Origin of the sequence: Pseudomonas sp. CVAP#3 (genome assembly GCF_018986375.1) — a bacterium.
In the GTDB taxonomy this organism is placed as follows: Bacteria; Pseudomonadota; Gammaproteobacteria; order Pseudomonadales; family Pseudomonadaceae; genus Aquipseudomonas; species Aquipseudomonas helvetica.
The window spans coordinates 412,872-433,036 of record NZ_JAHMSC010000001.1 but is presented as its reverse complement, the minus strand read 5'-3'; the positions used below and the strand labels follow the sequence as shown (position 1 = coordinate 433,036).

At 59.5% G+C, this 20,165-nt stretch carries 14 protein-coding genes; 8 read left to right on the top strand and 6 right to left on the bottom strand.

The features are described 5' to 3' along the window. Positions 1-14 precede the first annotated feature (14 nt). The gene (locus KRR23_RS01960; protein ID WP_216741121.1) at positions 15-2,714 is read left to right on the top strand and encodes an AAA domain-containing protein; all 2,700 of its coding nucleotides are present in this window, start codon (positions 15-17) and stop codon (positions 2,712-2,714) included. A 425-nt stretch (positions 2,715-3,139) separates the two neighbouring features. Here KRR23_RS01960 and KRR23_RS01955 read toward each other — a convergent pair whose 3' ends face one another. Together KRR23_RS01955 and treR are read right to left on the bottom strand one after the other, a co-directional pair. Further along, positions 3,140-6,043 (bottom strand): DUF6543 domain-containing protein, encoded by a 2,904-nt coding sequence (locus KRR23_RS01955; RefSeq protein WP_367880640.1) that lies wholly within the window; start codon positions 6,041-6,043, stop codon positions 3,140-3,142. A 226-nt stretch (positions 6,044-6,269) separates the two neighbouring features. Beyond that, positions 6,270-6,974, bottom strand: a complete 705-nt coding sequence (treR, locus tag KRR23_RS01950; protein ID WP_216741119.1) for a trehalose operon repressor — start codon at positions 6,972-6,974, stop codon at positions 6,270-6,272. Between the two features lie 222 nt (positions 6,975-7,196). Here treR and treP point away from each other — a divergent pair, with 222 nt between their 5' ends. The 7 genes from treP (at position 7,197) to tadA (ending at position 16,812) form a co-directional block, all read left to right on the top strand. Then, a complete protein-coding gene (gene treP / locus KRR23_RS01945; protein ID WP_216741118.1) occupies positions 7,197-8,639 on the top strand; it encodes a PTS system trehalose-specific EIIBC component in 1,443 nt (480 codons plus the stop codon). Positions 8,640-8,831: 192 nt separating this feature from the next. Next, positions 8,832-10,481, top strand: a complete 1,650-nt coding sequence (gene treC / locus KRR23_RS01940; protein WP_216741117.1) for an alpha,alpha-phosphotrehalase — start codon at positions 8,832-8,834, stop codon at positions 10,479-10,481. Positions 10,482-10,577: 96 nt separating this feature from the next. Next, the gene (locus KRR23_RS01935; protein WP_216741116.1) at positions 10,578-11,801 is read left to right on the top strand and encodes a carbohydrate porin; all 1,224 of its coding nucleotides are present in this window, start codon (positions 10,578-10,580) and stop codon (positions 11,799-11,801) included. A gap of 61 nt (positions 11,802-11,862) precedes the next feature. After that, positions 11,863-14,397: a phosphoenolpyruvate--protein phosphotransferase gene (ptsP, locus tag KRR23_RS01930; protein ID WP_216741115.1), complete on the top strand. Its 2,535-nt coding sequence runs from the start codon at positions 11,863-11,865 to the stop codon at positions 14,395-14,397. A gap of 2 nt (positions 14,398-14,399) precedes the next feature. Further along, positions 14,400-14,690 (top strand): PTS transporter subunit EIIB, encoded by a 291-nt coding sequence (locus tag KRR23_RS01925; protein WP_216741114.1) that lies wholly within the window; start codon positions 14,400-14,402, stop codon positions 14,688-14,690. A gap of 248 nt (positions 14,691-14,938) precedes the next feature. Further along, complete coding sequence (locus KRR23_RS01920; protein ID WP_216741113.1) at positions 14,939-16,315, top strand: multicopper oxidase family protein; 1,377 nt, start codon at positions 14,939-14,941, stop codon at positions 16,313-16,315. Beyond that, a complete protein-coding gene (gene tadA / locus KRR23_RS01915; protein ID WP_216741112.1) occupies positions 16,315-16,812 on the top strand; it encodes a tRNA adenosine(34) deaminase TadA in 498 nt (165 codons plus the stop codon). The genes KRR23_RS01920 and tadA overlap by 1 nt, the downstream gene beginning before the upstream one ends. Positions 16,813-16,975: 163 nt before the next feature. Here the strand turns inward: tadA and cmoB are convergent, their stop codons facing one another. The 4 genes from cmoB to KRR23_RS01895 form a co-directional block, all read right to left on the bottom strand. Beyond that, positions 16,976-17,932, bottom strand: a complete 957-nt coding sequence (gene cmoB / locus KRR23_RS01910; protein WP_216741111.1) for a tRNA 5-methoxyuridine(34)/uridine 5-oxyacetic acid(34) synthase CmoB — start codon at positions 17,930-17,932, stop codon at positions 16,976-16,978. Next, positions 17,929-18,708 carry a carboxy-S-adenosyl-L-methionine synthase CmoA gene (gene cmoA / locus KRR23_RS01905; protein ID WP_177474908.1) on the bottom strand — a complete coding sequence of 260 codons (780 nt, stop codon included), beginning with the start codon at positions 18,706-18,708 and terminating at the stop codon, positions 17,929-17,931. The genes cmoB and cmoA overlap by 4 nt, the downstream gene beginning before the upstream one ends. 217 nt (positions 18,709-18,925) lie before the next feature. Continuing rightward, positions 18,926-19,561 (bottom strand): lysoplasmalogenase, encoded by a 636-nt coding sequence (locus tag KRR23_RS01900; protein WP_216741110.1) that lies wholly within the window; start codon positions 19,559-19,561, stop codon positions 18,926-18,928. 2 nt (positions 19,562-19,563) lie between these two features. Beyond that, complete coding sequence (locus KRR23_RS01895) at positions 19,564-19,956, bottom strand: protease inhibitor I42 family protein (RefSeq protein ID WP_216741109.1); 393 nt, start codon at positions 19,954-19,956, stop codon at positions 19,564-19,566. Between the last annotated feature and the right edge of the window lie 209 nt (positions 19,957-20,165).

The following is a 20,165-nucleotide window of genomic DNA, read 5'->3' as shown; positions in this document are numbered from 1 at the left end:
TGCGTAAGGGATATATGGTTTCTATTTACGTCAGGGGTAAAGACAACGCCGAGCAGATCAGTGACTGGACGATGAAGAGTGACGGCCACGGTGAATTCGTGCTGACTTGTCGCGATCTATCGGGCGAGCGCGTTCCTTATTCGCTCGGGGACTGCGAAGTCGTTCCGACCCGAGAGCTGAAAGACCAGCTTCTGCGCAAAAAGGGCAGCTCAGTAACAAGTCCCATTGAGAAAGCTGCAATCTACGGCGAGAAATATGCCGTCGTACAGTATTCGGGAAGTACGGCACGTTACCTGTTCAAGATGGACACTATCGAGCTTGTCACCCCAACAAAGATGAAGGATGAGCCGACCTACAACTATTTCCTTTCCGTCGCCAATAGTCGGGTCGAACAGGCCGTGAAACCTGCGGACAAGGTGATCGCCGAAAATGTGCTGCGCCAGCTAAGCGCAATATCTTCATGTGCGGATACTGCATTGCACGCCTACTGCACCGGGAAGAACGCACAGCAGGAGCAAACCGGTCATTTCATCTTTCCTTTTGGTATCAATGAAAGTCAGCTTCAGGCCGTCGAGCAGGCCTTCACCTCGCAGATCAGTCTGATCGAAGGGCCACCCGGCACCGGCAAGACCCAGACCATTTTGAATATCGTCGCCAACATCCTGTTGCGTGGAAAAAACGTGGCGGTGGTGTCCAACAACAATTCGGCCGTTGCGAATGTCTGCGAAAAACTGGGTAAGTCCGGGCTGGATTATCTTGTTGCCAGTTTGGGCAGTACCGAGAACCGTGAGGCATTCTTCGCCAATCCGCGTCCTCGACCTTCGGCGGTTCCCGAAGCCGCTCCTTCAATGGAGCGTATTCAGGTCGTCTTGCAACAGCTCAAGGGTTTTCTGAGTGCCCGCAACGCGGTGGCGCAGCTGCAGATTGAAATCGATGAGTTTGAGGTGGAGCGGCGCTATCTGCAGCAATGGCAGCAGGACAACGGCGTGCAAATACCTGCCTTGGACAAGTACAAACTCTCCCCGCAAAAGTCCGCTGATTTGATGGCTTACCTGACACATATGGCTGGTGGCCGCGTCAGGATCAGGGACAGAATCGAGATGCTGTTCAATTTCCGAATTTTGCGCATGAAACCATTCGATAATTGGGAAAAGCGCAAATCGACTTTCTATGCCCTGCAGCTTCATTACTACGACAAGGTTTTGCAGGAAAAACAGGTGGCATTGACCAGCCATCAGCAAGCGTTACGACTTGGCAGTTACCAAGCGCTGCTGGATGAGCTGACGAGCGCTTCGATGAAGTACCTTAAGCAGCACCTGCATCAGCATGTGCCGAACCCTGAACCCTTCGATGCCAAGACTTACAAACGCAAGTTGGATGGGTTCCTGAAACGCTATCCGATCATTTCCAGTAGCACACACTCGATCATCAACTCGCTCGAAAGCGGCGCGATGCTCGACTACGTCATCATCGACGAGGCCTCGCAACAGGACATCGTTCCGGGAATATTGGCACTTGGTTGCGCAAAGAACCTGATCATCGTGGGCGATAGGAAACAATTGGCGCACATCCCGGCAAAGTTGGGCATGGCGGCGCCCAAGGATCACTACAATTGCGAGAAGCACAGCCTGCTCGATTCGTGCATCAGTGTGTTCAATGGTTCGATCCCGACGACGTTGCTCAAAGAGCACTATCGTTGCCACCCGCGAATCATTCAGTTCTGCAATCAGCAGTTCTATGACAACCAACTGGTTCCGATGACCAAAGACAGCGGTGAAAAGCCGTTGTCGCTGCTGGTTACTGCCAAGGGCAACCATACGCGAAAGACCACCAACCTTCGCGAGCTGGATTCGTTGCTGGCGATGCTTGAAGGAGAGGGCGAAAGTGCCTGGGAGGGCGAGGACGGCCGGGGCTTCATCGCGCCTTTCCGGGCTCAAGCGACGCTTTCGGGAACGGTTTTGCCGGCTGACTTCGTCAATGACACCGTGCACAAGTTTCAGGGACGCGAGTGCGACGAAATCGTCTTTTCAACAGTGTTGGACAAAAAGAGCACTACCCCAAAACTCCTGGCTTTCGTGGATGATCCACGCATGGTCAATGTGGCGGTATCCCGCGCCAAGCATCACTTCACCCTGGTCACGGGAGACGACGTCTTCACGAAGAACAACGGGCACATCGCGGCGCTGGTTCGCTACATCGAATACTACGCGGAAGAAGGGCAACTGCACCGCGCACCGGTGATCTCGGCCTTCGACCTGCTCTACAAGGAATACGACCAATCGCTCGAACGGCTCAAGGCCAGGTTGCGACGGGATGACTCCCGATACAGATCCGAGCAGATCGTGGCGCAGATACTGCGTGAGGCGCTGGGTCAGGATGCGTTCGGGGGGATCATGTTCCACTCTCAGATCGCGCTGATTCAGTTGGTCTCGATAGCCTGCGCGGGCCTGACGACACGGGAGCTGGCATTCATGAGAAACCACGCCAGTTGCGATTTCGTACTCTATTACAAAGTAGGAAAAAAGCCGCTGGGCGTGATAGAGGTCGATGGGGGCGAACATGACAAGCCGGAACAGGCGGAACGGGATGCCTTGAAAGACAGCATCCTGCGTAAGTGTGATATCCCCTTGTTGCGTTTGCGAACTGTCGAGAGCCGCATTGAGGAGCGGGTGGCCGCATTTCTGTCGCAGTGGGCAAGCAACGTTTCGAATTAAACCGTGGATGCAATTTGAACCACAGGGGCGCCGTGAGGCGCCTTAGTCGCATGTGACGGTCGTGCCCCATTTGTTCGTGATGAGTGCGCGACAATACTTCACTTAATATTTCTCAATTGCAGCTGTATCGTCTTCGCCTTTGCGGGCGCAGGTCTGCCGCTGATACGTGAGGTTGTTGAGTTCATGTCCTTTACCCGTCGACAAATACCGGGGGGCTGGCCGGTCTGGCTGCGGTGGTCGTCGGGGCCGGTGGTGCATCGTGTTACTGGCTGGGGAAAATGGCCGACTCCACCCGCGATATGCGGCATGCAGCGGTCTATCTACGAGCGCGAGTTAAATCGAAATTCGCCAATCTGAAGTTGGTACTGATCGTCCGTAACACCTGAAAGGCCCCGTGAACGCGAGTTCACGGGGCCTTTTGCGTATCAGGTGCCCGCCACCTGGACCTGTTTGAGCCCAATGAGCCTTAATGCCGCCGAGAACTCCGCAATGCTGGGGTAGCGTCGGCCACTGATGGACGGCCATTTGGGTCGCTCAACGTAGAACGAGCCATGGTCGCGCTGTATCAGTGTGCGAACGATAGTGCCGTCGCTGCTGCGATGAATGAGCGTGGCCCGTTTATCGATATTCATCACCGTGTAATCACCTGTATTGCGCAGACCTTTTTCCAGATTTTCGGCCAGCGCAACACTGGGCGGTGTATCCAGTTGCAGGCGCAGATCACCTTTGACGCTGGCCAGCGGCCGGCCGAAGTTATCGGTTGGAATACGCCCCGGGTCCACTTCGATGCCCCTCGCCGTACCGGCATCGGTGCTTTCTATGCGCAAACTGACGCCCCCCTCCAGTTCGCTGATACCCGGCACGCCTTCCCATGTGCTGGCGTGACTGTCTCCCATCAATGCAACCCAGCGATGAGCACCTCGGGCAGCCTGATCGGCGCTGATCACCTCATGGGCAAAAAAATTCATCATCCGCTGGCGAAAGTTACTTTCGACACCGCTCATTCCGGTGCTCCTGTAGCTGGCCATGCAATCGATGGCCTGGATCCGGATATGGCTTTTGCGGGCGGCCTTGACCACTTCCAGAAACGTGAACTGACCACTGGGGTCGGTGCCGTGCCCTCGATCCTGAGCTCTCAGGTAGCTCTCGAGATCTTCGGACAAGGTGCCCGTCCGGTTGAAGATGTCCAGGTCGGCCTGATGGAAGTCGCTCAGCAAATGCTCCATGTAGAGCGTCTTGACCTTTTGCTTGCTCAGCACCTCCATGTTTTCGATCAGGAACTGTTTGCTGGCAACGCTTGAATGGCTCTCACCCACCACCAGCCCCGATATCAGGCGATACAGTTTCTTGATGATGTCCTTGCTGGGCAGGTGGGCTGGCAGGGAAGGGATATCGGGCCTGGCTGGCAGAGTGTTTGATTCGAAGAAAGCCGTAGCGTCCCGGTACAGGGTTTGCCGCATGGCCTTGAAGTCGGCAACGGGATTGCTACCGTCAGGCTTGGGCAGGCTGGCGGTGTAGTCTTTGAGGTCGTATTTGCTTCCGCCCCCTCGGGCGAGGTCTTTGAGCTGTTCGCGCGAGGCCTGTGGCATATCGTATGCGCTGGGCGGGCTGTCGATGTCCGGCAGCGGCGTGCTATCACGGCCCCACGGCCATAACCCATCGAATTTGCCACCGCCGAACAGGCCCGGACGGTTGATGGGTTGCCATTCTCCGGCCGCGTCCAGGCGAACGGGCAGGCTGCGATAAAACGAGTAGGGGTTGGCCGGGTCGATGATGACCCAGGTTTTCAATGCCTCCACGTAACGTACAAGGTAATAACTGTCGTTGATCAGCACATAGTTGCCGCCGCTTGGCGGCTGATAGATACCGGCGAACTTGCCTTCCTCGCTGATGGGCGACAAGCCATCCAGCACTTCATTGGTTTCGAAGGATGAGAGCAGCTCCGCGCCTTGCTCCGCATAGGCCGGGCCGGGGGCGAATCGGGCAATGGGTGGTATGCCTGAAGGGTTGGTGGGTGCTTCATCGACAGGTTCGGTGACGCTTTCCTGTGGACTGAAGGTTTCGCTGGCTTCACCTACTTCGGCAAGCTCCGTTGCGCCACGCAGGAAAGGCAGGTTGAACAGGGTTTCGATACCGCTGGAGATGGCGCCAACGACTCCCGCCTTGCGCTCGGCCTTGGTACTGCCGTTGATCGCCTGGTCAATGTTCAACCCCATATCGGCAATGCCGGCGCCAACGGCAGCCAATGCCACCGGCCAGCCAAGACCGGCCATCGAGCCGAAGAGGTGAACAAACGCGTTCAGATAGCCAATCCACAGCTTTTTTCGCAGTTGTCCGTTGGAATGCAGGGACAGGTCCGCATCGCTGTACATGCGAGCCTTCACCGAGTCTCGCAACCAGCTGAAAACATCGCCGGTGATCGGCTCGGCGTTTTGATTGATCAGGTGATGGTCGTAGGCGCCCCACGTGGTGTAGAGCAGGTCGATCGTGGCGTTCAGACCGATTTTGCCGTTGTCCTGCTGTTGGGCGGACAACGGAAAATGGCTCATGAATCGCGCCCGGTTTTCCGCAAAGTTGTTTTGCAGCAGTAGCCACCAATGGAAATCGAGCAGGGTGGTGAAGATGTGAAATGTTTGGGTTTCACCCGGTGTGTAAAGAATGTTCACACCGTTGCGGTCGGTGATGCAGAGGATGTCGGTGGCTTGATAGCCTCCGATATCCAGGGCACACACACGTAACCCATCCACCGGGTGTGCCTGCGTTTGCAGCATGTCGAGGCTGACTGGCCAGGAGACATTGCCGGCCACGGCTTTGATCACGGTCTTGAGGTTTTCGTTGTTCAGCCGAGCCCCATCGTGTTCGTCGAGTGCCTGCACCAGGAAATTGAGTTTGGCCAGGGTACGAAAGTCGTCCGAATGGAGTGGCCAGAAACGCTCCATTTTTTCTCGGTAGGACTGGCTGAAGTTGAGGGCCCAGAAGTCCTTCAGGACGTCCCTGGGGTACATTCGCACTTCGTTGGTTTCGTTGAAAATGGAGGCGTGCGGACCTTCGTTATAGAAGCCGCCGTCGCCGTCCGGCATGCCAGGGTCTTCCTGATCGCTGAGGCGGAATCGCTGGACAACCAGTTGCGGCAAGGTCAACGACTCGCTGGGTTTCGGATAACGCTCCCAGCCCAGAAAAGCCTTGGGGCTGCTGACCGATACGTTATCGAAACGGTGCCACCAGACCTTGTCCGGGTCGATGCCTGTGATTCCGTGTTTGGCGAGTATGCCCTTTGCAACTTCGTGGGCCATCGCATGCATGTCGGGGCAGGCCTCGGTAAAAGGCACTACCAGTGCTTTTAGAGATCGCTCGTCGGCTGGGTTCGGGAGGAGGGACGGGGAAACTGATTCAGGCGTGTGCACTTCTCGCTCCTTGAGAAATGGGGGTAAGAGACGAGGAACTATGACAACCAGACCCGTTTGAATCTGTAGGAGCGGGAGCTATCGGGTTTTGGTCTTGATCGACGAACCCTGTAGGAAAAGAGTGTCTTCGAACTTGGCTGCAGGCGCCGAGTCAGCGCCGCGCCACGTCCGAAAAGTAGAACTTGTCCAGGGTATGCCGTGATTCGGTGTATTCAAACTGGCGACCATCCTGCAAAAAGGTCTGGTTGCTGACCACGATCACATGGCTCTGACCGTCGAGGTCCAGGTGCTGCTGGTCATCCTTGCTCCGCGGCACCGCTTCGATGGTGCGTTGGGCGTAGGCGATTTGCAGTTGCAGGGTCTGCTCGATGAAGGCGTAGATCGAGTGCTCGGCGATCTCGCGGCTCAGCCCCGGAATGAGCTCGGCGACAAAGTGGTTGATGTCCAGGATGACCCTTTTGCCATCGATTCGCCGTACGCGCTTGATCCGCGTGATCAGGCTGCCTTCTTCGGCTTTCAGGTGTTCGAGCAAGGCGCCTTGCAGGGGAATCTGCTCGAACTCCACGACCTCGGTGCTGACGTCGTTGCCCAGCCTTGGGTAGGTCTCCTGAAAACTGACGATGCCGCCGAGCTGGAATTCGATGGGGTTGGTCGACAGTACGAAGGTGCCTTTACCGTGGATTTTCTGGGCGAAGCCGCGTTCCTGAAGCAGTTCGATAGCCTTGCGCACGGTGCCGCGACTGGCCTGGTAGCTGTCCATCAATTCGGTTTCGGAAGGTAACCGCGCGCCGCGTTCCAGACGTTCGGTGGTGATGCTGGCAAGCAGATCGCTGTAGATCTGGTTGTATTTGCTCATGGTATTGGCTGCGTTGTGCTCAAGGCAGGAACCTTAAGGGCAGAGGTGGGGTTTGTCCATTTAGCGTTGAAATCCTCACCCGTGGGAAATAGGGCCACTGGTCGGCTGGTGAGTAAACAAATTGAAACTCGTCTGTACGAGTTATTGCAATAACTCGTACAGACGAGTACTTTTCGCTTCGGCATGCTGCCAACAACAAAAAAACACAGTGGATGAAAAAGCATGAGCCACGATTACGCGACTATCGCCAGCGAGCTGCTTCATAGCCTCGGTGGTGCTGACAACCTCGAACAGGCCGCGCATTGCGTTACGCGTCTGCGCCTGGCCCTCAAAGACCCGCAGCGGGTCGACAGCGCGACGCTGAACCAGATCGACCTGGTCAAAGGTTCGTTTTTCACCGGCGGCCTGTTTCAGGTGGTCATCGGTCCCGGCGAGGTCGAGAAGGTCTACGCCGCACTGCGCGAGCAGACCGGTCTCGCCGCATCGACCATCGCTGATGTGAAACAGAAGGGTGCCGACAAGACCAACGCCATGCAGCGTCTGGTGCGGGTGTTCTCCGATGTGTTCATGCCGATTCTTCCGGCGCTGATCATTGCCGGTCTGCTGATGGGCGTGAACAACCTGATCGGCGCCAAAGGCATGTTCATCGAAGGCCTGACCCTGCTTGACGCCTACCCGACGCTGGACGGTGTCTGGAGCCTGATCAATCTGATGGCCAACACCTCGTTCGTATTCCTCCCGGCGCTGGTCGGCTGGTCGGCGGCCAAGCGTTTTGGCGGCAGTGAAATCCTCGGCATCGTGCTCGGCCTGATGTTGGTTCACCCGGACCTGCTGAACGCCTGGAACTACGGCAAGGCGGTGGCCGGGCTGGACGGCCAGAGCCTGCCGTACTTCGATATTTTTGGCTGGTTCAAGATCGAGAAAGTCGGTTATCAGGGTCAGATACTGCCGATCCTGATGGCCGCCTACGTCATGAGCGTCATTGAAAAATGGCTGCGGGCACGCGTGCCGAATGCCATTCAACTGCTGGTGGTGCCGATTACCACCATCGTCGTGACCGGGGTGTTGGCGCTGGCCGTGATCGGTCCGGTGACCCGGCACCTGGGGATTCTGATTACCGAAGGCGTGGTGACCTTGTTCGACCTGGCGCCGATGGTTGGCGGGGCGATTTTCGGTCTGCTCTATGCGCCGTTGGTGATCACCGGCATGCACCACATGTTCCTTGCGGTGGACCTGCAGTTGATCTCGACCCAGGGCGGTACGTTCATCTGGCCGATGATCGTCATGTCCAACCTCGCACAAGGCAGCGCGGCGCTCGGGGTGTTCTATATGACCCGTAGCGCGCGGGACAAAAGCATGGCTTCGACCTCGGCGATTTCCGCCTATTTCGGCATCACCGAACCGGCGATGTTCGGCGTCAACCTGCGCTACAAGTTTCCGTTCTACGCCGCACTGACCGGCTCGGCGCTGGGCTGCATGTTCCTGTCGCTGAACAAGGTTCAGGCCTCGGCCATTGGTGTCGGTGGCTTGCCCGGTTTCATCTCGATCATCCCGCAGTTCATTCCGATGTTCATTGTCGGGATGGTCATCGCCATGGTCGTGCCGTTCGTGTTGACCTGTGGCATGAGTATGAAAATCGTTCGAGCGGGATATCGAGTGGCTTAACAGGCTGAGCACACCTGTGGCGAGGGAGCTTGCTCCCGTTCGGCTGCGAAGCAGTCGTAAAACCGGCGGATGCGGTGTGCTTGGCTAAATGCATTTACACGTTTTTGGGGCCGCTTCGCGGCCCAGCGGGAGCAAGCTCCCTCGCCACAAAAGAACAATGCTCAGCGCATAAATTCATTGAAGGAATCCGCCATGCAAGACTGGCAGCGTTCGGTGATCTACCAGATCTACCCGAAGAGTTTTCACAGCCACGCCGGCAACGCCACGGGCGATTTGCTCGGGGTGGTGGCCAAGCTCGATTACCTGCAATGGCTGGGTGTCGACTGCCTGTGGATCACCCCGTTCCTGCGCTCGCCCCAGCGCGACAACGGCTACGACATCAGCGACTACTACGCCATCGACCCGAGCTACGGGACCATGGCCGACTGCGAGTTGCTGATCGCCGAGGCCGGCAAGCGCGGGATCAAGCTGATGCTCGACATCGTGGTCAACCACACCTCCATCGAGCACAGCTGGTTTCAGCAAGCGCGCAGCAGCCTCGATAACCCGTACCGTGACTTCTACATCTGGCGCGATCAGCCGAACAACTGGGAGTCCAAGTTCGGCGGCTCGGCCTGGGAATACGAGGCGCAAACCGGTCAGTACTTTCTGCACCTGTTCGACCACACCCAGGCCGACCTGAACTGGGACAACCCGAAGGTCCGTGCTGAAGTCTTCAAGCTGATGCGCTTCTGGCGTGACAAAGGCGTGGGCGGTTTCCGTCTGGACGTGATCAACCTGATCTCCAAACCAGCGGACTTCCCCGAAGACCACACCGATGGCCGACGCTTCTACACCGACGGCCCGAACGTGCATGAGTACTTGCAGGAAATGCACCGCGAAGTCTTCGAAGGTCATGACCTGATCAACGTCGGCGAGATGTCTTCCACCAGCCTTGAGCACTGCATCCGCTATTCGCGGCCGGACTCCAAAGAGCTGTCGATGACCTTCAACTTTCATCACCTGAAAGTCGATTACCCAAATATGCAGAAATGGGTTCGCGCCGATTTCGATTTCCTCGAACTCAAGCGCATCCTTTCCGACTGGCAGACCGGAATGCAGGCCGGTGGCGGCTGGAATGCGCTGTTCTGGTGTAACCACGATCAGCCGCGCGTGGTATCGCGGTTTGGTGATGACGGCGAACATCGGGTGGTCTCGGCGAAGATGCTCGGCACTGCGCTGCACTTTCTGCAGGGCACGCCGTTCATCTATCAGGGTGAAGAGTTGGGCATGACCAACCCGGGCTTCGAGCGCATCGAGCAGTACCGGGATGTCGAAACCCTGAACATCTATCGCCTCAAGCGCGAGGCGGGCGAGTCCGAGGCCTCGAGCATGGCCGCGATCATGCAGAAGTCCCGCGACAACAGTCGCACCCCCATGCAATGGCGCGCGTTACCCAATGCCGGTTTCAGCAGCACCGAGCCGTGGATCGGCGTGCCGGCCAACGCCACGCAGATCAACGTCGAAAACCAGCTCGACGACACGACTTCGGTGCTGCACCACTATCGCCAGCTGATTGCCTTGCGCCGCAGCGAACCGCTGATCCAGGACGGCGTGTATCGCCAGCTCTTGCCCGCGCACAAACAGGTCTGGGTGTACCTGCGTGAAGGAGAAGGCGAGCGGCTGTTGGTGGTGAATAACTTCTATGGCGCGGCGTGTGAAGTCGAGCTGCCGGAACGGGTGATCACCGACTGCATGGTGCAACGCCGGGTGATCAGCAACTACCCGGACTGTGAGGTGCGCAAGCAGCAGCTGTTCCTGCGGCCTTACGAGTCGTTCGTTCTGCACCTGACCGACCACTAAACAACAGGCTTTTCAAACAACTCGCAGGGCACTGCGCGGGGGCTTTTTGCGCGCAGGTTTTGCCGGATGAGCACAATAAAAATAATGGGGTGGCTCTTGAAAACAACAATAAATCGTAGCCTTGCAGCATCGTGCGTGTGCCTGGTATTGCCGTTCTCGGCCCACGCTCTGGAGTTTGCCGGTTACCTGCGCAGCGGCGTCGGGAGCACGGTCAATGGCGGCTCGCAATCGTGCTTCAAACTGCCCGGCGCAGAGTCGAAGTACCGTCTGGGTAACGAGTGCGAACAGTACGCGGAGCTGGAATTGCGTCAGAACCTGCTGACCCTCGATGACGGCTCGGTGCTCAGCGTCGACGGCATGGCTTCGCTGTACAACCAGTACGACCGCAACCTGACGTTCCAGGGTGACAACGGCTCGGTGCGGATGCCGCAGATGTATGCGCAATGGTCGAACCTGCCGAGCCTCAATGGCGGTTCGCTGTGGGCCGGTCGGCGCTACTACAAACGAAACGACATCCACATTTCCGACTTCTACTACTGGAACCAGAGCGCCACGGGTGGCGGTATCGAGGACGTGAAGATTGGCGACCTGAAATACAGCTACGCGTTTTCGCGCAAGGACAACCTGTACCAGAAGGACTACGTTACTCGACACGACTTCAACGTCTCAGGCTTTGATACCAACCCTGGTGGCGAGCTGGAGTTTGGCCTGAGCTACATCGACAAACCCGACCGTCGCGACGCGCACGCAGGCTGGGCGATCACTGCCCAACATGTGCAGAAAGACTTTTTCGGCGGCAAGAACAAACTGGCGCTGCAATACGGCGAAGGCCCCGGCACCGGGTTGGGCTACACCGGCGACGTAGGGCTGGACGACAGCAACAAGAGCTACCGGCTGGTGGAGTTCTTCGACTGGCAACTGACGCCGCGTTTTGGTGGTCAGGTCGAAGCGGTCTATCAAAAGGACATCCGCCAGGACGGTAACGGCCAGAACTGGATTTCCCTAGGCGTTCGTCCGGCGTATGCGATCACCGATCAATTCAAACTGGTGACTGAGCTGGGGCACGATCAGGTCGAGGCCCCCGGTGGTACGCGCAAGCTGAGCAAGTTCACCTTTGCCCCGACCTGGTCGCCCAAAGGTCCGGGTTTCTGGGAACGTCCCGAGGTGCGTTTGTACTACACCTATGCCAGTTGGAACGAGGCGGCCAAGCGTGCGGCGAATGAACTGGCGCAAGGTTCGGCGTTGTCCGATACCGGCGCGTTCGGCACGGCACTGCATGGTGCGAACGTCGGATTGCAGGTCGAGTACTGGTGGAAATAAGCGATGCTGTCGGGGCTCGCGCTCCATCGGCACTTCAAAGAACAAAACTGCAGGTGAAGTCATGACCATAACCCAACCTTTGCAATTGCTGGCGCCGCTGTCCGGGGTGCTGATGCCGCTTGATCACGTGCCGGATCCGGTGTTCGCCAGCCGGGTGATCGGCGACGGCCTGTGCATCGACCCGACGTCACAGGTCCTTTGTGCACCGTTGGCCGGCGTCGTCAGCAACCTTCAACACAGCGGCCATGCGATCAGCATCACCGATGACAGCGGTGTGCAGGTGTTACTGCACATTGGTCTGGACACGGTGAATCTGGCGGGTCAGGGGTTCAGCGCATTGGTCGAGCAGGGCCAGCGTGTCGAGGCCGGGCAGCCGTTGATCGAATTTGATGCCGACTATATCGCCCTGCATGCCCGCAGCCTGTTGACCTTGATGCTGGTGGTCAGCGGCGAGCCCTTCAGTCTGCTGACACCGGACAGCGGTCTGGTGGCCTGTGCGCAGCCGGTGTTGCGCCTGAGCCTTGGCGATCCGCGTTCCAGTGTGGAGCAAGAAGAGGGCGAAGCGCTGTTCTCCAAACCGGTCCACCTGCCTAACCCCAACGGTTTGCACGCACGGCCGGCGGCGATCTTTGCGCAGGCGGCAAAAGCGTTCTCGGCGAGCATTTGCCTGCACAAGCAGCAGGACAGCGCCAACGCCAAGTCACTGGTGGCGATCATGGCGTTGCAGACGGTGCATGGCGATGCGTTGCAAGTCAGCGCGGTGGGCGAAGATGCCGAATTGGCAATCAGCACGCTGGCCCAATTGCTGGCGGATGGCTGCGGTGAGGCTGTGACTCCGGTGGAAGTGGTAGCACCAGTGGTTGAGGCGCAGGAGGTATCGACGAAACTGCTGCGCGGTGTCTGTGCTTCGGCGGGTTCGGCCTTCGGCTACGTGGTGCAAGTCGCTGAACGTACCCTGGAAATGCCTGAGTTAGCCGCGGATCAACAGGTGGAGCGCGAATCGCTGGAACGTGCGTTGATGCACGCGACGCAGGCGCTGCAACGCTTGCGTGACAACGCGACCGCTGAGGCGCAGGCGGACATTTTCAAGGCGCATCAGGAACTACTGGAAGACCCGAGTCTGCTGGAGCAAGCCCAGGCCCTGATCGCTGAGGGCAAGAGTGCGGCATTTGCCTGGAACAGTGCCACGGAAGCCACCGCTACGTTGTTCAAGTCGCTGGGCAGCACGCTGCTCGCCGAGCGCGCGTTGGACCTGATGGACGTCGGTCAGCGTGTGCTCAAGTTGATTCTCGGGGTGCCGGACGGTGTCTGGGAGTTGCCGGATCAGGCGATCTTGATTGCCGAACAACTGACGCCGTCGCAGACCGCTGCGCTGGATACCAGCAAAGTGTTGGGCTTCGCCACCGTCGGCGGAGGTGCCACCAGCCATGTGGCGATTCTCGCCCGGGCCCTGGGGTTGCCCGCGGTGTGTGGTTTACCGCTGCCAGTGCTGTCGCTGGCCAGTGGCACGCGGGTGCTGCTCGATGCGGACAAGGGTGAATTGCACCTGGACCCGGCAGTGTCGGTGATCGAGCAGTTGCACGCCAAGCGCCAGCAGCAACGCCAGCGTCATCAGCACGAACTGGAACACGCTGCACGGGCCGCCGTCACCCGCGACGGTCATCACTTCGAAGTCACGGCCAACGTTGCTTCGCTGGCCGAAACCGAGCAGGCCATGAGCCTCGGGGCTGAAGGTATCGGCCTGTTGCGTTCGGAGTTTTTGTATCAGCAGCGCAGTGTGGCGCCGAGTCACGATGAACAGGCCGGCACCTACAGCGCCATCGCCAACGCACTGGGCCCGCAACGCAATCTGGTGGTGCGCACGCTGGATGTCGGCGGCGACAAACCCTTGGCCTACGTGCCGATGGACAGCGAGGCCAATCCATTTCTGGGGATGCGCGGGATTCGCTTGTGCCTGGAGCGTCCGCAACTGCTGCGTGAGCAGTTCAGGGCGATTCTGAGCAGCGCCGGGCTGGCGCGTCTGCACATCATGCTGCCAATGGTCAGCCAGCTGTCGGAGCTGCGCCTGGCGCGGCTGATGCTCGAAGAAGAGGCGCTGGCGCTGGGGCTCACGGAGCTGCCGAAACTCGGCATCATGATCGAGGTCCCGGCAGCGGCGCTGATGGCGGACCTGTTTGCGCCCGAGGTGGATTTCTTTTCCATCGGCACCAACGACCTGACTCAGTACACCTTGGCCATGGACCGCGATCACCCGCGCCTGGCCAGCCAGGCCGATAGTTTTCACCCTTCGGTACTGCGCCTGATCGCCAGCACCGTGAAGGCCGCCCATGCCCATGGCAAGTGGGTCGGTGTGTGTGGCGCGCTGGCGTCGGAGACGTTGGCGGTGCCGCTATTGCTGGGGCTTGGCGTGGATGAGCTGTCGGTCAGTGTGCCGCTGATTCCGGCGATCAAGGCAGCGATTCGCGAGGTCGAGCTCAGTGACTGTCAGGCCATCGCGCATCGGGTGCTGGGACTGGAAAGCGCCGAGCGGGTCCGCGAGGCCTTGTCGTTGCAGCAGCAGGCAATGGTCGAAACTTCACAGGTGTTGGAGAGCTGAACATGTTCGAGAAAATGCAACGGGCGTTCTGGAAGGCATTGACCCCGGACCTGGTGGTGGATGAGCCGAAGCGGGTTGCCCAACCTGCCTCGGGCTTGGCCGCGAATGTGGTGGCCGCGCTGGGCGGTGTGAATAACCTCAAATCCCAGCAGCGCGTAGCACTGACGCGGGTGCGGGTGGAGTTGAAGGATGCCGCGCTGCTGGACGCGACGGCCTTGCGTGCGGCGGGTGTGCCGGGGGTGATGGCGTTGGCGGGTGGGGTGGTGCATTTGATCACAGGACTGGACGCATAACCGAACCCTGTGGCGAGGGAGCTTGCTCCCGCTGGGGCGCGAAGCGGCCCTAAAACCTGAAACCGCATTCCGTCAGACACCGCGCGCAGGATGGTTTTACGACTGCTTCGCACTCGAGCGGGAGCAAGCTCCCTCGCCACAGGTGATGTGCGTCCCTTTGTTGCCCTTACTGTTTCTCAACCGCAGGTGTATCGTATTCGCCTTTTGCGGGCATAGGCCTGCCGCTGATACGTGAGGTTGTTGAGTTCATGTCCTTTACCCGTCGACAAATACTGGGTGGTCTGGCCGGTTTGGCAGTGGTGGGCGTCGGGGCCGGTGGTGCATCGCGTTACTGGCTGGGGAAAATGGCCGACGCCAACGCGGGTCACGACTACGAGCTGATCGCCGCGCCGCTGGATGTCGAGCTGGTGCCGGGGCACAAAACCGAGGCTTGGGCCTTTGGTCCGTCGGCGCCGGGGACGGAACTGCGGGTGCGTCAGGGCGAATGGCTGCGGGTGCGCTTCATCAACCACCTGCCGGTGCCCACCACCATTCACTGGCACGGCATCCGTTTGCCGCTGGAGATGGACGGCGTGCCGTACGTCTCGCAATTGCCGGTGCTGCCGGGCGAGTATTTCGACTACAAATTCCGCGTGCCGGACGCCGGCAGCTACTGGTATCACCCGCACGTGAACAGCAGCGAAGAGCTGGGGCGCGGGCTGGTCGGGCCGCTGATCATCGAAGAACGTGAGCCCACCGGTTTCAACTACGAGAAGACCCTCAGCCTGAAAAGCTGGCACGTCGATGAAGAGGGCGCGTTCGTGCCGTTCAGCGTTCCTCGTGAAGCGGCGCGCGGCGGCACGGCCGGGCGTCTGGCGACTATCAATGGTGTGCCGCTGCCGGTGATCGACTTGCCGGCCGGGCAGATCACTCGAGTACGCTTGTTGAATCTCGACAACACCCTGACTTACCGCCTCAACATTCCGGGCGTCGAAGCGCAGATCTATGCGCTCGACGGCAACCCGATCGAGCCGCGTCCGCTGGGCAAGGAATACTGGCTGGGCCCCGGCATGCGCATTTGCCTGGCGATCAAAGCCCCAGCGGCGGGTGAAGAATTGTCGCTGCGTAACGGGCCGGTGCGCATTGGCACCTTGCGCTCGGTGGCCAACAGCGATGCGCCGAGCCAGTGGCCGCCCGCGCTGCCGGCCAACCCGATTTCCGAGCCGGACCTGGCCAATGCCGAGAAGCTCAACTTCAATTTCGAGTGGGTTGGATCGGTGTCGGTGAACGTCGATAATGGCAAGCCGCCGAGCCTCTGGCAGATCAATGGCAAGGCCTGGGACATCACCGACAAAACCTGTGCCGACCGCCCGATTGCTACTCTGAAAAAAGGCAAAAGCTACATTTTTGAATTGAAGAACATGACTCAGTATCAGCACCCGGTCCATCTGCACGGCATGAGCTTCAAGGTCATTGCCTCGAACCGCAAAAAGATCATCCCGTATTTCACCGACACCTACCTGTTGGGCAAGAACGAGCGCGCCCAGGTGGCGCTGGTGGCGGATAACCCGGGGGTGTGGATGTTCCACTGCCATGTGATCGACCACATGGAAACCGGCCTGATGGCCGCCATTGAGGTGGCCTGATGCGTCAGATACGCCCCGTGAAAATCATCGACCGTAGCCGCGATCAGGACTTCATGCGTGAAGCCCTGGCGCTGGCCGCGCAAGGTGCAGCCCTCGGCGAAGTGCCGGTGGGCGCGGTGCTGGTGCAGGACGGTGAAATCATCGGCCGCGGCTTCAATTGCCCGATCAGCGGCAGCGACCCCAGCGCCCACGCCGAGATGGTCGCGATCCGCGCTGCGGCGCAGGCCGTGAGCAACTATCGCCTGCCGGGCAGCACGCTGTACGTCACGCTGGAACCGTGCAGCATGTGCGCCGGTTTGATCGTGCATTCGCGGATTGCGCGGGTGGTCTACGGGGCGCTGGAGCCCAAGGCCGGGATCGTGCAAAGCCAGGGGCAGTTTTTCACCCAGGGCTTTCTCAACCACCGGGTGCTGGTCGAAGGCGGGGTCTTGGCCGAAGAATGCGGCACGGTGCTGAGCGAATTTTTCAAGGCCCGACGGGCCAAGCCAACAGACTAAACACCCAACCAATGTGGGAGCGGGCTTTTGTGGCGAGGGAGCTTGCTCCCGCTGGGGCGCGAAGCGGCCCTAAAAACAGTCAATGCGTTTTTAGCTGGATAGACCCTTTGCGAGTGCTATGCACTCGAGCGGGAGCAAGCTCCCTCGCCACAGGTGTGCTGCGTTATTTTTTGGCGACGATCACTGCGCGCATCGGTGCCGGCAGACCTTCAATGGTCTTGCTGTGATCATCAGGATCGAGGAAGTCGCTTAGCGACTGATACTTCATCCACTCGGTCCCGCGTTGCTCTTCAACCGTGGTCACACTCACGTCCACGCAGCGCACATCGCTGAATCCGGCGCGGCGCAGCCAGAGCATCAGCGCGGGCACCGACGGCAGGAACCAGACGTTGCGCATCTGCGCATAGCGGTCTTCCGGCACCAGCACCTGCTGCTCGTCACCTTCGATCACCAGCGTTTCCAGCACCAGCTCACCGCCCTTGACCAGGCAATCCTTCAGCGCCAGCAAATGCTCGATCGGCGAGCGGCGATGGTAGAACACGCCCATGGAAAACACGGTGTCGAAGCCTTCCAGATTCGGTGGCAGGTCTTCAAAAGGAAATGGCAGGTGCCAGGCGTTGGGCTCGGACAGGTAACGCTGCACCGCCTGGAACTGGCAGAAGAACAGCCAGTTCGGATCGACGCCGATCACGCTGTCGGCACCCGCGCCGAGCATGCGCCACATGTAGTAGCCGTTGCCGCAGCCGACATCGAGGATGCGTTTACCTTTGAGGTCGAGGTGCGGGGCGACCCGCGACCACTTCCAGTCCGAACGCCATTCGGTGTCGACGTGCACGCCGAACAGGTCGAACGGGCCTTTGCGCCAAGGCGACAAACCCATCAATGCAGTACGCATTTGCGCGCGGGTTTCATCGTCGCAGTCGGTGTCGAGGATCAAGCCGTTCAGCAGGTCGACTTCACTCGGCTGGAGCTTCGGCAAGGCGTCCAGCGCGCTCTGCCAGCGCTCGAGGTCGCCGTGACCTTTTTCCATTTTCACATCGAGTTGCGCTTGCAGGGTGTTGGCCCAATCGGCCAGCGGCGTACCGGCCAGACGGCGGGCGAGGGGAGACAGATCAATCATGGCAAGGCAATCAACGAGGCAAAGTTAAGACACTGGAACCACGGCACGACTTTCGAGAACCCGGCGGCCAGCAGGCGTTCGCGGTGTTCCTGGAGGCTGTCGGGCTTCATGACGTTTTCGATGGCGCTGCGCTTCTGGGCGATTTCCAGTTCGCTGTAGCCGTTGGCGCGTTTGAAGGCGATATGCAGGTCGGTGAGCAGCGCGTGCTCTTGCGCGTCTTCGAAACGCAGCTTCTCCGACAGAATCAGTGCACCGCCGGGCAACAGCGACTGACGAATGCGCGCGAGCAGTGCGAGGCGTTGATCCGGGGCGATGAATTGCAGGGTGAAGTTCAGCGCCACCACCGAGGCCGGTTTGAACTCCAGCGCGAGAATGTCGCCTTCGATCACTTCAACCGGCAGCAGCTCCTGGAACATCGAGTCCTGGCCGTTGAGGTATTCGCGGCAACGCTCGACCATCGCCGCCGAGTTATCCACCGCGATCACCCGGCAACCGTCGGTGCGCACGTGACGGCGCAGGGCCTGGGTCACAGCGCCAAGCGACGAACCGAGGTCGTAGAGCACGCTACCCGGTTGGGCGAACTGCGCCGCGAGCACGCCGAGGTTTTCGACAATGGTCGGGTAACCCGGCACCGAGCGCTTGATCATGTCCGGGAACACCCGCACCACGTCCTCGTTAAAGGCGAAGTCAGGCACCTGGGCCAAAGGCTGGGCGAAAAGGCGATCGGATTCTTTGCTCACGGCGGTTCCAGCGGCGGATGTGGAAAAGGCCGGCATTTTAGCCAACTTGGCGCGTGGATGCGCGGGTTGTCTGATAAACCGCTGACGTTCCACCGGTTGCATGGCAGGTTAGTGCTTGTGGCGAGGGAGCTTGCTCCCGCTGGGCTGCGTAGCAGCCCCAAAACCAGCGAATGAGATCTATCTGAAAAATTGTCATTGCCAGTATTGGGAGCGCTACGCGCTCCAGCGGGAGCAAGCTCCCTCGCCACAGGGGTCAGCGCGGTTTCTGGGAGAACGCCGACGCGGTAATTCCCCATTGCCCCAGCCAGTAGCTGAGGATGATCACATAGGGTGCGGCCTCGAACGGCACTACAAAACGGCTGATGCCGATCACGCTGTCGGAGAACACAAACGCCAGCGCCCCCCCGGCCGCCAACAGCGCCGAGCGCTTGGGCACATCGCTGCCCAAACGGGCGAGGGCGCGCCAGAGCATGGCGCTGATGGCCACGGCGTAAACGATCACCGGAATCAGCAACGGCCCCAGGCCATGGCTGATCAGGATCCCCAGCAGCACGGCACCGACGCCTAGCGCGAAGATCAGCGGCACCAGCGCCAGGCGTCGGCAATCACTCAAATAGGCTTTCAAGTACACCAGGTGCGCCACCAGAAACGCGCCGAGGCCAAACACGAACAAGTCCCCTGGCCACGCCAACAGCACATCGCCGAGCACGGAAAACATCAGGCCAAGACTGATCCAGCGCCGATAGTCGCTGGGCGGCGCGTCGTGCAACCAGCCGAGCAGCGCCAACACCGGCAACGGTTTGACCAACAGGCACAGCAACGCGGCGTGTACGCTCACTCCGTAGAGAAACGTTACCGCGCCCATCAGCGCCAGAATCAGCCAGCCCATGATCAGTTAACCGAAATCGCGCAGTCGAAGGTTTGCGCGGGTTCGACTTCCGGTTCCCACGGCTGTTGATAAGTCAGACGCAAACGCCCGTTGCCCGCGGCGAAGGCTTGAAAGCGCCAGGTCGATTGCCCGCCACTGCCCACCAACCCGGTGTTCTCCGGGTTGCTGTAAACCTCGGGGCTGATCGCCCGCAGCACGCCACCGGCCGAGTCCTGGATCGCCCAGCGATAACCGGTGGTCGGGTTGCTCGGCAGGGTCAGGATCAGGTGTTGCCCGTTGTTCAGTTGCACCGGGCATTCGCTTTGTTTTTCCACCGTCACGTTCTGTTTCGGTTGAGTGGCGCAGGCGGCCAGCAGGGCGAGGCTTAGGGGCAAAAGCAGACGGGTAGGGGACATGAGGGTCAAGCGCTCCGGTTTTCACGACGAACGGCGAGCATAACCGAAGATGAATCAAAGTGTGACAGTGCCAGCCCTCACCCTAACCCTCTCCCGGAGGGAGAGGGAACTGATCGAGGTGATTGGACAAGGTACATCGACCTGAAATATCGAGCCGAACTCAGATTCTGAAGGCAACAAGAATCGGCTCCCTCTCCCTCCGGGAGAGG

What these genes read in the sequence shown, in the direction of transcription:
- KRR23_RS01960 (WP_216741121.1), top strand. Translation starts at nt 15, where the DNA reads ATGGTTTCTATTTACGTCAGGGGTAAAGACAACGCCGAGCAGATCAGT.
- treR (WP_216741119.1), bottom strand. Translation starts at nt 6,974, where the DNA reads ATGAGCAAATACAACCAGATCTACAGCGATCTGCTTGCCAGCATCACC.
- treP (WP_216741118.1), top strand. Translation starts at nt 7,197, where the DNA reads ATGAGCCACGATTACGCGACTATCGCCAGCGAGCTGCTTCATAGCCTC.
- treC (WP_216741117.1), top strand. Translation starts at nt 8,832, where the DNA reads ATGCAAGACTGGCAGCGTTCGGTGATCTACCAGATCTACCCGAAGAGT.
- ptsP (WP_216741115.1), top strand. Translation starts at nt 11,863, where the DNA reads ATGACCATAACCCAACCTTTGCAATTGCTGGCGCCGCTGTCCGGGGTG.
- KRR23_RS01925 (WP_216741114.1), top strand. Translation starts at nt 14,400, where the DNA reads ATGTTCGAGAAAATGCAACGGGCGTTCTGGAAGGCATTGACCCCGGAC.
- KRR23_RS01920 (WP_216741113.1), top strand. Translation starts at nt 14,939, where the DNA reads ATGTCCTTTACCCGTCGACAAATACTGGGTGGTCTGGCCGGTTTGGCA.
- tadA (WP_216741112.1), top strand. Translation starts at nt 16,315, where the DNA reads ATGCGTCAGATACGCCCCGTGAAAATCATCGACCGTAGCCGCGATCAG.
- cmoB (WP_216741111.1), bottom strand. Translation starts at nt 17,932, where the DNA reads ATGATTGATCTGTCTCCCCTCGCCCGCCGTCTGGCCGGTACGCCGCTG.
- cmoA (WP_177474908.1), bottom strand. Translation starts at nt 18,708, where the DNA reads ATGCCGGCCTTTTCCACATCCGCCGCTGGAACCGCCGTGAGCAAAGAA.
- KRR23_RS01900 (WP_216741110.1), bottom strand. Translation starts at nt 19,561, where the DNA reads ATGGGCTGGCTGATTCTGGCGCTGATGGGCGCGGTAACGTTTCTCTAC.
- KRR23_RS01895 (WP_216741109.1), bottom strand. Translation starts at nt 19,956, where the DNA reads ATGTCCCCTACCCGTCTGCTTTTGCCCCTAAGCCTCGCCCTGCTGGCC.